Origin of the sequence: Pontiella desulfatans, from assembly GCF_900890425.1 — a bacterium.
In the GTDB taxonomy this organism is placed as follows: domain Bacteria; phylum Verrucomicrobiota; class Kiritimatiellia; order Kiritimatiellales; family Pontiellaceae; genus Pontiella; species Pontiella desulfatans.
The window spans coordinates 263,548-278,826 of the sequence record NZ_CAAHFG010000003.1 but is presented as its reverse complement, the minus strand read 5'-3'; the positions used below and the strand labels follow the sequence as shown (position 1 = coordinate 278,826).

Sequence of the window (15,279 nt, the reverse complement as noted above, 5' to 3'; positions counted from 1 at the left end):
GCCACTGCCGCCTTCTACCTGAAAGGCGAAAACGGGGCCGGCAACTTCTCGAACGACGAAACCGTCATCTGGCTCCGCGGAACCTTCCGCTTCCAACCCCCACCCCCTCTCGCATGAGTAGCATTTGAGGTGACATCCATTTGCACGATCGCGCAAATGGATGTCACCTTTCTGTTTCCGACATTTTTTTCCGCCCTAAAAACAACCGCTTTTATTAGGGTTTCCCGCAGTTTCCGGAAAAAGTGAAAAAAAAGTCGTTTTTCGGGTAACGGTTGGATTTTTGCCTACGTATTAATAAGCGAACCCAACAACAACCCAACTGAAGCACGCGGCTCAAGTGAACCCAAACCTGTTGCAAGCTTCTTGAAAGTTACTCCGACAACCCCGCCCCCCCAGCGGGGTTTTCTTTTGCCCATATGCGGCGGCAATGCTACTCTCCCGCACTATTCATCAGCCTAGGAACCGCAATGGACGAATCCGCAGATATAAAACGCGAAACCGGGGACAAAACCGAGCCGCCCCGTCGCGAAATCGGCAATGCCAATCTTTTCGCGGATGACATCGTCTTCTCGGATACCGAAAAAATCCTGTTCGAGGAGGATTTGCATGAAAACGCGTCGAATCGCGACGGCTTGATGGATGGGAACCCGGCCGACCGCTACTCCGCCAACAAAAAACTGAACCAGGGCGGCATGAAGGCCATCTGGGAGGTCGACGACCACCGCACGGCCCGCAAAGTGGCCATGGCGCTGATCCAGGATTCCAAAATCGCCTCTGAAAACGACATCGATTCATTTCTCTATGAAGCCCGACTGACCGCCAACCTGCAGCACCCGAACATTATCCCGATCTACGACATTGCCCTCGATGAAAACGGGAATCCCTATTTCACCATGAAGGCGCTCAAGGGCGAAACCCTGGGCGAAATCATCCGGAAACTGCGAAACCAGAACTCGGAATACCAAAAACGCTACACCCTCACCCGCCTGCTGGCCATCTTTCTCAAGGTCTGCAACGCCATCGACTATGCCCACACCAAGGGCGTCATCCATCTCGACCTGAAACCCTCGAACGTGAATGTCGGCGACTTCGGCGACGTGCATGTGCTCGACTGGGGACTCTCGACGCTCATCACCCACCTGAACGAATACGACGGCGAGCCCGTTTCGTGGAAGAGCCTCGACGATGTCTCGCTGGAAAACGGGCAAACGCTCACGCGCTATCTAGAAAAAACCGCCAAGCGGCGCGAACACAAGAATGTGGTGGGCGGAACCCCGGGCTACATGTCGCCGGAGCAGGCGCAGGGCGTCCCGTCCGACATCGATTTCCAGACCGACGTCTACATGCTCGGCGCCGTACTCTACGAAATCCTGACGCACCACTGCCCCATCGAGGGCGGCACCGTCAAGGAGTCGTTGCAACGCACGGTTCGGGGCGACTTCCCGCCCCCGGGCAAGCGGGCCCCCGAGCTGCGCATCCCGGCCGCGCTGGCGGCCATCGCCATGAAGGCCATGGCAACGGATCCCGCCGACCGCTACCCCAACGTGGCCGCGCTCATCCGCGATGTCCACCAATACCAGGACGGCTTCGCCACCACCGCCGAAAACCCAACCTTCATCACGCACGTCGCCCTGCTGATCAAACGCCACAAGCTGGCGGTCAGCCTGATTGCGGCCATGGCGGCCATCATCGCCACGATTCTGGCGCAGAGCTTTTCATCCATCAAGGAAAGCGAACGGGTCGCGCTCGATGCACTGGATCGGCTCCAGGTTAAAAACGAATATATCGCCTCAACCGCCCAAAAAGTGGCGCCGGACTACCTCAACCTGATGGCGCAGCAGGAACAGGACTTCAAGTTCGCCGCCGCCAAGCAGTCGCTGGACACCAGCCTGGCCTTCGACCCGAACCTTGAATCCGCATGGATGCGCAAGGGCAAGATGCTGATTTCGCAACTGGACTTCACGAATGCATGGCAAATCCTCTCCGGGAACCACGGCCATCCGGTGGAGAAAAACCCGCCGGCCATCCGGCTGGCCAAGAAATACATGGAGACCGGCGCCATTACGGATGCCGACCTGCCGAGGCTGGTGAAGGATTTCAAGACCTACGGCATCGCCGATGGCCTGCCCCGCCTGTTCTACCACCTCAACCAGAGCGCCTTCGATCCCGAAACCCGCTTCCCGGCCCTTGCCGAAGCACTGCAGATCCTTAATCCGGAAGTGGAAACCCTCAACTTCAACTGGCAGCCGACCGGCTCATTGGGATGGATCATCGATATCGGCAACAATCCGGGGCTGAATGATATTTCGCCACTGTGCGGCCTCCATATCCTGATCCTCAACGCCAGCCGCATCGGCTCCCCCGACCTCAACCTGCTGACCGAGGATGGATTGGTGGAACTCCGTCTGGCCGAAACCCAGCTCAACCATCTGCCCGAATTGGATCAACTCGAGGGGTTGCAAGTGCTCGACATCAGCGGGACGCGCATCCGCAACCTGGCCAACATCATCCGCTATCCCAAGCTGCGGGCGCTCGATCTCAGCGGAATCGAAGAGCTGGCCATCTCGCCGCAGCTGATCTGGAACCAAAACCTCAAAATGCTCACGGTGGCCGAAGCATTCCGGAACGATCAGACCATCATCAACCTGACGCGCCGCGGCGTCATTATCATCTACTCCGACAACTGACCATGGGCGAAGAAAACCAATATCAAACGAGGGTCACCCTGCTGGCCAAACTCAAGAAGACCGAAAACCATGAGGCGTGGCTTGAATTCGAAACCATCTACCGCGGCTTCATCCTCAGCCTGATCCTGCGCATGGGCATCAACGCCGACGATGCGGAGGACATCAGCCAGGCCGTGCTCACCAAGGTTTGGCAAAAGATCGAGGATTTTGAATACAACGAAAACAAAGGCAAGTTCCACAACTGGCTCGCCGCCATGACCCGCAACACCGTGAAGGATTTTTTCCGCACCAAGAAAAACTTCATCACCGGGCGCGATTCGGTCGAATATCAGGAACAATATGTCTCCATCGAGGAGCAGGTGCTGCCGGACATCGAAAACCTCGCCCGCGAGGAATGGGTGCTGCACATCACCAACCTGGCCTGGGACAACATCAAGGACGACATCTACGAAACCAAGCGCGAGGTCTTCAAACTCGTCTCGGCCGAGACCCCCACCAAGGAAATCGCGCAGCAACTGGGCATCTCCGAAGCCAGCGTCCGGGTCTATAAGGCCGAGGTTTTCGAAAAAATGCGCGCGGAAATCACCCGGCTCAACCGCGAATTAGGATAGAAAACCCCAGCAAAAGCGCCATTTTTAGATCAATCCGAAAAAAAGATCTAAAAAAAGTGCGTTTCCGGGTAACGCTCCCGGTTCCGCCCTCGTATACATTAACGAACCCAACAATTTGATTCAGGGCACAAGCGGTAACCCAAGTGAACCCAAACTCACCGCCGCCCGTTACTCCGAGAGCAACCCCGACTAACCCCCGGGGTTCTTTTTTTGCCCCGACGCCGCGCACCCCGGCCTTGCAAAAAAAACACTTTCGCATCAAAAGCGGTGTTATCCGGGCAGTGCGCTATGGTAGAACGTGCGACTTTGATGATTGAGCCGTGAGGCGTGACGAGGGCTCAATTCACTGAATCGGAAAATCACGCATCACGAATTACGCATCACGAAACCATGCACGTACCGTTTACACACAAGATTTTGAAGGATTGGGCCGGCCAGCAGGCGTTCAAGGATGGAACCACGCTGTTCGAAAAGGGCAAAGTGGAAAAGGTGGAGTTCGATCCGCCGTTCGTGACCGGGCAGCTGTCGATCGGCATCCGGGGCATGCGCAGCAAGTTCGAGGTGCTGAAGGACGGCTTTGTCGAAAACCATTGCCCCTGCCGCGACAACCGGGAAGAGGGCAAGATCTGCGCCCACCTGGTGGCCCTTGGCCTCGAGGCCGTCCGGCTCTATTCCGACCCGCACCGCGTGGATAAGATGGAGGAGGAAAAGCGCCGCGCCGAACGGCTCGCCTCGTTCGACGATTCCGCCTACCACACCCGCGATCCCAACGGCACGCCCGCCTCCCTGCGGATCATCCTGAAGCAAAGTTGGCGCGAGCATTTGGCCGAACAAACGGTGCCGATGCGTTGCGCCGTCGAAATCGGCGGACAGGTCATCCCCCTGAACGAAGTCCCCAAGAACCACGCGATGGCTTTGAGCCCAACCGACGACAACCTGCTGTTCGTGATCGAGGATATTTGCGAAGGGCCGGCCAAGGCCAAGTTCAACGCCACCCTCTCCGACTTCATCAACATTCTCGAACTCTGCGGCGGCAAGCCGATCTACGAAGGCGGAGTTGACGGCTACCTGATGGTGGACGAAAGCACCACCTCCACAGCGGTCGACATGAAACTCGACGAAGACACCGGCGAACTGGTGCTGACACTCCAAACCAATGCCGGCAACGACTTCGACTGCATCGTCAGCGGCGGCAACGGCTGGATTTTGCAGGACGAAATGTTCACCAAACTGGAGAAGGTGTTGCCCGGTCCGCTGCGCGCGATCTACGACGCGGCCATCCGAATCCCGCGTAACGCCATCCCGGCCTTCATGAAGAACGAGCTGCCGATGCTCTCCAAGCTGGTCGAGGTGGAGACCAACGTTACGCCGGACATGCTCTCGCTTAGCCCGGCCAAGCCGCGTTTCCGCCTGAAGGTCGAGGGAACACAGCATACGCTCTCGGCCACGCTCTTCGCCGAATATGGCATGGCCCAGCTGGTGGCCGGGCGCGAGGAGGCGCTCGGCAGCTTTTCCATTCCCTCGGAGGACGACCTGCTCGATTTCCAGGTGCGCAATCCCGACGCCGAGCAACAGGCGCTTGAAATCATTACCGACATCGGCTTCCGCGGTCGGCGCGGCGACCTGCTGATGCAGATCCGCGGCACCCGCGAGGTGCTCAACTTTCTCGGCGGCGGCATGCCACGTCTGCAGCGCATGGGCTGGAGCATCGACCTCGAGGGCATGGTGGCGGCGTTCATGGATCAGGCCGAATCGACCATGCCGGTGGTACACATCAACACTTCCGCCAGCTCCGGCTTCTTCGAAGTCGGCTACGAATACGAAACGCTTGGCGGACAAAGCCTCGACGACGCCGACATCCAACGCGCCATCAACATGGGCGAGGCCTTCATCGAAAAGAAGGGCCGCACCATCCTGCTCGATATCAACGCCATCGAGACCGCGCGCGAGGTCTTCAGCGATTGCGCGGTGGGCGCCGGCGAAGCGCCCGGCTCGTTCCGGATGAACGATATCCATGCGGCCTATGTCCAGTCGTCGCTGTTGTCGCTCGACGGCATCGACGTGGAAACCGCGCCGGAATGGATGGACAAGGCCGAGGCGCAAAACCGCAAGGCCAAGGTTGAGCCGGTGCCGCTGGGCGACGAACTGGAAAAAACCCTGCGCGACTACCAGAAGGATGGCGTCTACTGGCTGAGCTTCCTCGAACGCTCCGGCTTCGCCGGCATCCTCGCCGACGAGATGGGCCTGGGTAAAACCCTGCAAACCCTCACCTGGCTCGCGCTCGAAAGGGAAAAGGAAGATGCACAGGAGTCCCCCGCCCTGATCATTTGCCCCACCAGCCTGGTCGACAACTGGGCCGAGGAGGCCGAAAAATTCGTACCCCACCTGCGGGTGCAAAAGATGCACGGCGCCGACCGCCATGAACATTGGGACAAATTGCCGGACACCGACCTGATCATTACCTCCTACGCCCTGATCCGCCGCGATCTCGACCAATACATGCAGCACAAGTTTTCGGTCGTCGCGCTCGACGAGGCGCAACACATCAAAAACCGCACCACGCAGAACGCGACCGCCGTCAAGAAGGTGCAGGCGCACCACAAGCTGGTACTGACCGGTACGCCGATTGAAAACAGCGTGACCGATCTTTGGTCGATCATGGATTTCCTGATGCCCGGCTACCTCGGCCACCACAAGGCGTTCCGCGAAAACTATGAGCTGCCTATCCAAAACGGCGGCCCCGATGCCGAGCTGGCGCAGATCAAGCTGCGCCGCAAGCTCCACCCCTTCCTCTTGCGCCGCCTCAAGAAGGATGTCGCCAAGGATTTGCCCGACAAGATCCAGCGCATCGCCCACTGCTCGCTTTCCGGCGACCAGGCCAAGGTCTACAAGCAACTGGCCGAAACCGCCAAGAAAGAGATCAACAACCTCGTCGACAGCCAGGGCTTCAACAAGTCGCGCATGCAGATTCTAAAAATCCTGCTCCAGCTGCGCCAGACCTGCTGCCACCTCGACCTGCTCAAACTGCCCAACCTCAAGAGCGAGTTCCCCTCCGCCAAGCTCGAACTCTTTTTCGAGCTGGTTGACGAAGCGCTCGACGCCGGCCACCGCATCCTCGTCTTTTCGCAGTTCACCTCGATGCTCGCCATCATCCGCGAGGAATTGGAGGCGCGGGAGCTGAAATATTGCTACCTCGACGGTTCGACCAAGGATCGGCAGGAGCGCGTCAAGACCTTCAACTCCGACCGCTCCATCCCGCTCTTCCTCATCAGCCTTAAGGCCGGCGGTAGCGGACTGAACCTGACTGGCGCCGACATGGTGATCCACTTCGACCCGTGGTGGAACCCCGCCGTCGAAGACCAGGCCACCGACCGCGCCCACCGCATCGGCCAGAAAAACACCGTCTACAGCGTCAAGCTCATCACCAAGGGCACCGTCGAGGAAAAGGTGCTCCAGATGCAGCAAAAGAAAAAGGGCATCATCGACGCCACCCTCGAAAAGGACGGCGACCTCGGCACCTCCCTCAGCTGGAACGACGTGCAGGAGCTGCTGTCGGTGTAGCTCGCATATCTGATGCGAGTTTGCAGTGCGCACGGAACGCGGATCGGATATCCGCGCCACGAACGACAACGCAACAGGTTCCCTCGAAAAGGACGGCGACCTTGCCCCCTCCTCAGCTGGAACGACGTGCAGGAGTTGCTGTCCACCAAACCGACATGCCGCCCAAGCACACTTGCGCAAGTGTGCTTGGATTAGGCCGGCTGGCTGGGTTCGATGTAGTAGATCATGCGCCAGATGCGGTCGACTTCATCGTCATACCGTAGGGGCACATGAGCTAAGAATTGCTCCCATAAAAATCCGCGAAAAACTGAACAAATTGGGGATAGGGCTTCCAATGGCATGCAAAGCCAAGCATGGTGCGGCATGAGTATTTTCTATGAAGAGTTGGACTTCCGCCCCACGCCGATCGGTGACCTGATGCTGCGAAGGCGTCGGATGCCGCAGTTTGGCGACACGGATATCTATGAAGTGAAGCTGGCGGAGGATTTCCTGATGACCAGCCTGTTCCATGAGGCGGAATCGCAACTGGCCATCAAGGGGCTGGCTGCTTTGGATCGGGGCGATCTCGACGTGGTGGTCGGCGGGCTTGGCCTGGGCTATACCGCCGTCGAGGCGCTGAAGGATGCACGGGTTGCCTCGTTGGTGGTCGTCGATTTTCTCGAAGCGGTAATCGGTTGGCACCAGTCCGAGCTGGTGCCGTTGGGCAAAACGCTGAACGATGATCTCCGTTGCTCACTAAGGCAGGCCGACTTTTTCGCCCTAATGCGCAACGCCCCGGAAAAGCAGCTCGATGCCATCCTGCTGGATATCGACCATACGCCGACCAACGTGCTGCACCAATCCAACACCCATTTCTATACGGAAGAGGGTTTGGCCGAAATGGCGCAACACCTGAAGCCGGACGGCGTGTTTGCCATGTGGGCGGATGGCGCTCCGGAAGATTTTTTTGCGGAACGCCTTGGCCTGGTTTTCGCCGAGACCAAAGCGCACACCATCGAATTCAACAATCCCATCACCGGCGGCACCTCGGTGGGTGCCGTCTATGTGGCCGCCGGCCGGCGCTAAGGCTCGGCGCGGACGCGGTAGAATTTCTTCTCCGCATCAACCGGCAGCTGCCACTCGACCTCGCCGCCGGCATTCGTCCAGATGTTGAGATCCTCCGACTGCCAGAGTTGCACGGAAAGCTCCGCGACGCCGTTGCTGACCTGGAGCCCGATATCCCCGACCCCGAGATCCAGCAAGGCTTCGGGGGTGTAGAGCCCATAGCTGCCGGGCGCGTTCGTCACGTTCGCCTCGCCCTGCGCGATGGCCGCATTGAGCTCGGCTGAGGTAAAGACCCCGAGCACATCCGCATAGTTCTGGATGAGCGCCAGTAGGTTTGTATCGGAGACCCCGTTCACAAAACCGAGATCCGCCAACGCGACCTCCATGCCGTCGAAGACCGTGTCGTTATCGGTATCCTCGTCGTTGGGGCTGGTTCCCTGGAAATATTCCTCCCAAGTGAGTAGCGTGTCCCCATCCTGATTGCCCAGTGCCGCTTGGTCGAAATCGTTGGTATAGCCAAACGAGGCCAGCCACCAATGCGGAACGTTGTTCGTGGCCAGATCCGGCGCGAAGGTTGCATGGATCGTTCCCGGCGCAACGATATTCGACCAGAGCACTCCGGATACCGCCCCCACGGAAACATCGTTGGTCTTCACCTCTTCAATATGGAAATAGGGTTCGGCCGTGATCACAAAGTTGGTTGAACCGCCATAGCTTACGACGACCGTGCCTGTGGGAGAAATTGATCCGTTGGGGCCTGCGCCCGCGATCAGCTCCAGCGCGCTGAATCCCGAATCGGGTTCGCTGAAATCGCTGGTTCCTCCGACGCCGACCGATTTAACCCAATAGTAGTAGGTCACTCCTGCGGCGGATAGTGAATCTTCGTATGACGGGATTGGCGAAGAGCCTATCGGGGCCCCGGCCGTTGCCGAGTCGTTGGTCGTGCTGCGATAGATTTGGTAGCTCGTGGCCTCGGCTACCGATGTCCATGAAACGGCGACCTTGTCGTTATAATCTCCATCGGTTGCAGCCACATTTACCGGAACCGGTGGCAGGTCGGGAAGCGAACCAAAGGTTTCGTCGCCGTTTACCGAACAACCGGCCATGGTTCCCAAAAAGGCCGGACTGGAACCACCCTGAAGACCAACCGCATATCGAACGCCATACGCGCCATTACCACCAGCACCACCGGCTCCACCATAACCTCCACGGCCTCCATAACCACCGTAGTAACCATCATCCGCCGCATTGCCCCGGGTGCCGCCGCTACCGTAGCCTCCCCCGTTTCCGCCAGACCCTCCGACACCATAGCTTCCTCGGCTACCGGGAATCACTGAGCAGTCCTCAATCAGGCCACCGGCTCCATTGTTCCACAGGAAAATTGCATATGCGCTGCCGCCGCCATGACCGCCTTCGCCCCCGGTACCCGCCCGCCCGCCGCCCACCGCCGCCACCGCCGCCACCGGATTCATCGGCCGCCAAAAGCCCATCGTTGTGCCAGCCGCCGCCACCACCGCCGGCCACCTTTTCCGGCGGCACCGCCCGAACCATGCGAGCCATTGCCGGGTACAAAGAATCCGCTGGAATAGGTTGCAACACCGGCAGAACCGGAAGAACCCGTCCCCCCGCTGGAGCCTACGCCGCCGTTACCGCCGTTTCCGCCATCTTCGCCCTTGCCGCCCAAACCATACGTCCCTCCACTACCGGAACCGGGGCCGGCCCGGTCGTTTGTTCGGTTTGCGCCACCACGGTTGCCATGCCAACTCGTTTGTCCAACGTCATCACGCGCCCCTTCCCCGCCGCAACCGCCGAACTGCCCATCCTCCCCCCATGCGGAAGCATCGGCAGCCCCCCCTCCCGACCAATATTTAGATCCGACACCGCCTAGGCCTCCATAGCCCCCGTTACCGCCATTCGCAGCCCCCGAAGCGTTGCTGCCGGCTCCCCCCGAGCTTCCGGTATTCCCCGTATTTCCGGAAAGGCCATAGCGCCCGACATTGCCGCTCGTCGCATTCCCCGTGGAGATGCCGACCCGACGAACCGCATAGTTGCTGCAACCATCGAGATAGATGCCATAGGCCGATTTGCCTTCACCACTGCCGCTTGTTCCCGTAGGCCCCGACAAGTTGATGGTTAAATCCTGGAGCAGGAGCCCTGTCCGGTTCGCCGCAACAATGCCCCGACGATGGGCGATCGAACTGCTGTAGGCCTCGTCGCTCGAAACAATATTCAAAACCGAAGGTTCGTAGCTCTTGCGCCACACACCGCCGACATCCTCGTACCCGCCGTCGAGCATCACATCGTTCGCTGTAATTTCCAGCCGAGGAAGGCCGTTGTAGGCTCCGCCCAGTAAAACAATGTGCCGTCGGGCCGGATCCGCATTGGCAATGGCAAGCGCCGTAGTCAACGTAACGGCATTCGTTGCCGTCGTGCCGTCGGAAATGTTGCCACTTCCTCCGGTATGGGTCGTGTAAACCTTGTCGGCATGCGACAGGGACGCCGCTGCCCCCAGGATCAATGCCACCGTAAAACCGAATGCCTTCATCATCTTCATGCCTTGCTCCTTTGTTGACTCAACGCGGTTGGGTTCCGCCTGAACACGGAACCTAAAAAGAACAAACCCCCCGAACAAGGCTTTTTAACAGGTATTAACGATCATGTTTTACGCATTTCGTCCGCTAGCTTTTCATGCCGTCGGAAATCGCCGATGTCCGCATTACCCGAAAAAAGGGGTTGCCTTTCCCCGTCGATTGCCCGATATTCCTGCGCTTTCCGGGATTTGGAAGATTCCAAACCGAGGAAACGGGGCGTAGCGCAGTCTGGTAGCGCGGTTGCTTTGGGAGCAATAGGTCGGGAGTTCGAATCTCTCCGCCCCGACCATCTTAAAAAGGTCAGTCATCACGACTGGCCTTTTTTTGTTGCCCAAACGCATTAGAACTAATATTTACAGGGATATCGTGAGAGTTTCCGAACCTCCGGCCATGGACAACGCAAGACAGCCGCAGACCGTTTTTTAGTGCACCAAACTGCACCTGCGGGATTTTACTGCACCATGGCAACACCACGACGGGGGCGGAATGGACTCTTGAAACGTGGGGAATAAACGATGCCGAAACGGGCCGAAATTAGAGCCTTAGAAGAGATCTCGGAATACTGCAACCAGGGAATCGAGCGCAAACGCCCAATCACGACCCGTACGGTCATCCAGGAAGACGACCTTCCCGATAAACACAAGCGCCTCCTGGACAACTTCAGGGTAATGGATGAGATGCCCTTTTAATGAAATCCCTTTTATTGCAAATCTACGTTTCGCTCGTTTCCGTATCGTTGTAACCCAGTCCAGGGCGCAACAATTGTTCGTAACGGCAAAGCAGCGTGTTGAGCAGCATGAAAGCGTGTTGCCTGAACAACTGGCCGTCATCATGGATAACCTCGGCTGCATGGATGGCCTGGAGCCCGATTTCGAAAAGCTCGAAGAGCTTCTTTCCGATGCCGGCCTTTTTGGTCAAGGGATAATTACAATAAAGGCGTAAAAAGCTGTCATTGTTTCAAGTAACACAGTGCAAATACGTCTTGGTCTGAAAAATGCGTATCACCAGCACAAGTGATGTTAAAAAAAAAATTGATGATCGCATAAGATTTATAAAATCAATCCGTATTAATTAGTATCTGCGTCCATGGTGGCTGCTCTAAACAATAGGTGAAATATGAAATCAGAAAAAAAATGGCGGAAACTCGCAAGACGAACGATCTTAATTACAGCTAGTGCAATCCTTCCATGTGCTATGGTCGGATGTATGGATGAAGATGATGGTCAAGGTGGAGTGTCAAATGGTAGCGCGCCTCCAATCGAAGACCCAATCTATGTCACAGTTGAGAACGCGGATTTCTGGGGGGCGATACATATAGCGCATTACCACACGCGTATTAACGAGAGGTGGGAAACGTGGATTGGAAAGGGCCAGACTCATAGGTTTGCCTGTGAGCCTGGTGACCGCTTTGAAGACATCGAGTTTTATCACGGAGATACTGGCCCTGACTTTGAGGTAGTTCGAAGCATGCAATTAATAAAGGTAGACAGCTCGGCTCGAGGAATATCCAATGATGGCAATGGCGTTTGGACTGTCGGAAAGTACTAGGTGAATGTGAGTTTCAAATGGACTGAGTCTAGTGGCATTTAGGCCCTAGGGAATCATAAAAAAGGAATGTGAGAAGAAATGAAAGAGCTAAGCAGAAGACTAATGACAATCATGATTTTAACTGTGTCGGTAGCGCTTTTCGGTTGCGGTGGAGATGATGATGAGGGGGGAGGAAGTGACGATCAAGACTGGGTTGTTGGGTCTTGGAAGTCAACAAATGAGGCTCAGCCAGGCGATAATACGGGGTGGTATGTTTTAAACACATTTAGATTTGGAGGGACTTTCACTTTCAACGAATTTGAACGGGGTTATATGGAAGAGAGCGGTTCTGGCACATACAAAACATCAGGCGACCAGTTGATCGTGACATTAGATGGTGGCCGCACCATGAGCTGGACGATTTTAAATGATGACACTATGACATGGGTTGATTATGGAGTCACCTATACCGCACGAAGATATTGATTGCGGAACCAGAGTGTGAAGCAGTCAAGGTGCGACGTACGGAGTTGAAGGCAATATTTATGCCTCGTGTTGACTGATTTAAGGTGTCAACGAATCCCATTCGCCATCCTGAACAGCTCGCCCCGAATCGTGGGTATGGTTATTAGAACGGTTCTATTCGATTGAATTACTCCTCCTGGAGTTGAAGGATACGATCCCCCTGTTTCAACCGGGGAATAGAACGCCACGAACAGCTGCATGGCCCGGCCTTCGCACATCTTTACGTTGCATAGGATACGCGAAGGCCACGGCCGACTTGAAACACCCCACTGCCCTCTTCAGTTTTGGCAATGCCCCATGGTTGCATCAGCACCCCGCTTGCGTATGATGGTTCCATGAATGTGCAGACGGTTGAAGAGTTGAACGAGGTGATCCGGACGGGGCGGATCGGGGAATACATCCACGCAGAGGAAGAGCGCAAGCTGGCGGAAATCCGGGCAATCGCGGATCGGGTTGCGCAGAAGAACCACCAGCTAAAGTGGATCTGGCTGGCGGGGCCTTCGTCGGCGGGCAAAACCACCTTCACCAGGCGGTTGGCGGCGGAGCTGAACCACCAGGGCGTGAAGACGCACGTGATCAGCCTGGACAACTATTTCGTCAACCGCGAGCTGACGCCCAAGAATCCCAAGGGCGAATACGACTATGAGCATATCGAGGCGATCGACCTCCCCCTGCTGGAGCGCCATCTGGACAAGCTGGGCAATGGCAACCCTATCGAGATGCCGCATTTCAAATTCCTGCATGGCAAAAGGGAGTTCCGAGGGGAAATCATCCGCCTCGAACCGGATGAGCTGGCGCTGATCGAGGGCATCCACGGGTTGAACCCGCGCATCACGTCGTTCGTGAACCCGGCCCAGGCTTTCAAGGTTTATATCGGCGCACGCACGACGTTGATGAAGGATGTCGACACACGGATCTCCAGCACGAACCACCGCATGATGCGCCGCATGATCCGCGACCACAACTACCGCGGCAACCCGGTGGAAAAAACTTTTACGCTGTGGCCCTCGGTACGGGCCGGCGAAGACCAGTGGATCTTTCCGTTCCAGCCCTTGGCCGACCAGGAATACAACTCGGCGCTGGGCTACGAAATCCCCGTGCTGAAGCCCCTGGTGGAACCCTTGCTCCACTCCCTTCCAACCTCGCACCCCGGGCAAAACAAAGCCCAGGAACTGCTGGAGTTCCTGGGTCATTTCGAAGCAATCGATGCGTCACTCGTCCCGGAGGATTCCATCCTCCAGGAATTTATCGAGACACCGCATTAGTCGTCTTCGATGGTGGCGACGACGAAGCGGGAGCTGCGGCCGTCGGTTACGAGGAAGAGGATTTTTCCTGATTCGGATTGGGCGAGCATTTCCTTGAATTCGCGGACGCTTTCAACGGGCTGGCGGTCGACGCTGGTGATGACCTGCCCGGGTTGCAGGCCGGCGCGCCACGCGGGGCTACCCTGTTCCACTTCCGTAACGAGCACCCCTTCGAGATCCTCATAGCCGAGCCTGCGGGCGGCTTCGCTTTCAAGGCTTTCAACGGTGGCCCCCAGCTTGTCGTAACGTTCCGACCCGCCCTCCGCAGCAACGGCCCCCTCTTCGCCTTCCATCTCCTTGGTGATGGCGGAAATATTCTTGTATTTCCCGTTGCGGAAAACCTTCAGGTCGAGCTTGGAGTTCGGCGGAGTGGAGGCCACGCGGCTGCGGAACACACTGAGTTTTTCCACCTTGCTGCCATTCATTTCGACGACGATGTCGCCCTCTTTGAGGCCGGCTTCGGCGGCGGCGGATTCCTCGAGCACCTGGTTGATCAGGATGCCGCCGGTCTCCTCGAGCCCGAAGCTCTTGGCGAGGTCTTCGTCCACTTCCTGGATGTAGACGCCGAGCACGCTGCGCGACACCTTGCCATGCTTGATGAGCTGGTCCTTGATCGTGATGGCCTGGTTGATCGGAATGGCGAAACCGATCCCCATGTAGCCGCCGGTGCGGGTATAGATCGCGGTATTGATGCCGATGGCCTTGCCATCGATGTCCAGCAAGGGGCCGCCGGAGTTGCCGGGGTTGATGGCGGCGTCGGTCTGGATGAAACTGCCGTATTCGGCAATGCCCACTTCATCGCGCCCCTTGGCGCTGACGATGCCGGCGGTGATGGTTTGCGAGAGGCCGAACGGATTGCCGGCGGCCAGCACCCACTCGCCCACGTCGAGCGCGTCGGAGTCGCCCAGCTCGATGACCGGAAGCTCGTCGCCATCCTCGATCTTGATGAGCGCCACCTCCGTCTTGGGATCGGCCCCGATCAGCTTGGCATCGAACTCGCGGCCGTCACCGAGGGTGACGGTGATGCGGTCGGCATCGTTGACCACATGGTTGTTGGTGAGGATGTAGCCATCCTTGGAAATGATGAAACCAGAGCCCTGCCCCTGCTGGTGGTATTTCTGAGTTTCGGGTTCTTCCTGCTGATAGCCCCGGTAGCCGCGGCCAAAGAATTGTTCCAAGGGATTCCGGGAATGGTAGCGGGGCACCTCGACCGTGGTCTCCACATCGATGAACACAACGGCGGGCAAGGCCTGCTTCGCAATCTCCGAAAATGCGCTGCCGGTCTCCCGCAGCACATCGCTCTTCCCGGCATCGACCGGGACGGTCGCAAACAGGGACACCGACAGCAAACCAACCAAAACATATCTACCACCACACATTTTTCCTACTCCTGGTTAATGTTCGTTAAACAATAAATACGGGAACTTAG

The 15,279-nt window shown here is 57.4% G+C and carries 11 protein-coding genes and 1 tRNA gene; 9 read left to right on the top strand and 3 right to left on the bottom strand.

From position 1 onward, the window contains the following. Window positions 1–467: 467 nt before the first annotated feature. The 4 genes from E9954_RS22205 (at window position 468) to E9954_RS22190 (ending at window position 7,924) form a co-directional block, all read left to right on the top strand. Window positions 468–2,687, top strand: coding sequence for a serine/threonine-protein kinase (locus E9954_RS22205; protein ID WP_168442501.1), 2,220 nt, complete (start codon window positions 468–470; stop codon window positions 2,685–2,687). A 2-nt stretch (window positions 2,688–2,689) separates the two neighbouring features. After that, complete coding sequence (locus E9954_RS22200; RefSeq protein WP_136081479.1) at window positions 2,690–3,298, top strand: RNA polymerase sigma factor; 609 nt, start codon at window positions 2,690–2,692, stop codon at window positions 3,296–3,298. 390 nt (window positions 3,299–3,688) lie between these two features. Then, the gene (locus E9954_RS22195) at window positions 3,689–6,859 is read left to right on the top strand and encodes a DEAD/DEAH box helicase (RefSeq protein ID WP_136081478.1); all 3,171 of its coding nucleotides are present in this window, start codon (window positions 3,689–3,691) and stop codon (window positions 6,857–6,859) included. A 363-nt stretch (window positions 6,860–7,222) separates the two neighbouring features. Next, window positions 7,223–7,924, top strand: a complete 702-nt coding sequence (locus tag E9954_RS22190; protein ID WP_136081477.1) for a spermine/spermidine synthase domain-containing protein — start codon at window positions 7,223–7,225, stop codon at window positions 7,922–7,924. Here the strand turns inward: E9954_RS22190 and E9954_RS22185 are convergent. Continuing rightward, on the bottom strand, window positions 7,921–9,393 hold the full coding sequence (locus E9954_RS22185; protein ID WP_136081476.1) for a fibronectin type III domain-containing protein: 1,473 nt from the start codon (window positions 9,391–9,393) through the stop codon (window positions 7,921–7,923). The genes E9954_RS22190 and E9954_RS22185 overlap by 4 nt on opposite strands. Beyond that, window positions 9,372–10,457, bottom strand: a complete 1,086-nt coding sequence (locus E9954_RS22180) for a hypothetical protein (protein WP_136081475.1) — start codon at window positions 10,455–10,457, stop codon at window positions 9,372–9,374. The genes E9954_RS22185 and E9954_RS22180 overlap by 22 nt, the downstream gene beginning before the upstream one ends. 249 nt (window positions 10,458–10,706) lie before the next feature. Between E9954_RS22180 and E9954_RS22175 the strand changes: the two genes are divergently transcribed. The 5 genes from E9954_RS22175 to E9954_RS22155 all read left to right on the top strand — a co-directional run bounded on the left by E9954_RS22175 (window position 10,707) and on the right by E9954_RS22155 (window position 13,811). Continuing rightward, window positions 10,707–10,783: transfer RNA gene (locus tag E9954_RS22175), tRNA-Pro, on the top strand. Between the two features lie 383 nt (window positions 10,784–11,166). Then, window positions 11,167–11,436, top strand: a complete 270-nt coding sequence (locus tag E9954_RS22170; RefSeq protein ID WP_136081474.1) for a hypothetical protein — start codon at window positions 11,167–11,169, stop codon at window positions 11,434–11,436. A gap of 174 nt (window positions 11,437–11,610) precedes the next feature. Beyond that, window positions 11,611–12,042: a hypothetical protein gene (locus tag E9954_RS22165; RefSeq protein WP_136081473.1), complete on the top strand. Its 432-nt coding sequence runs from the start codon at window positions 11,611–11,613 to the stop codon at window positions 12,040–12,042. 102 nt (window positions 12,043–12,144) lie between these two features. Continuing rightward, the gene (locus E9954_RS22160) at window positions 12,145–12,507 is read left to right on the top strand and encodes a lipocalin family protein (RefSeq protein WP_136081472.1); all 363 of its coding nucleotides are present in this window, start codon (window positions 12,145–12,147) and stop codon (window positions 12,505–12,507) included. A gap of 374 nt (window positions 12,508–12,881) precedes the next feature. After that, window positions 12,882–13,811: a uridine kinase family protein gene (locus E9954_RS22155; protein ID WP_168442500.1), complete on the top strand. Its 930-nt coding sequence runs from the start codon at window positions 12,882–12,884 to the stop codon at window positions 13,809–13,811. Here E9954_RS22155 and E9954_RS22150 read toward each other — a convergent pair. Beyond that, complete coding sequence (locus E9954_RS22150) at window positions 13,808–15,229, bottom strand: DegQ family serine endoprotease (protein ID WP_136081470.1); 1,422 nt, start codon at window positions 15,227–15,229, stop codon at window positions 13,808–13,810. The two genes, E9954_RS22155 and E9954_RS22150, sit on opposite strands and share 4 nt — an antisense overlap. Window positions 15,230–15,279 lie beyond the last annotated feature (50 nt).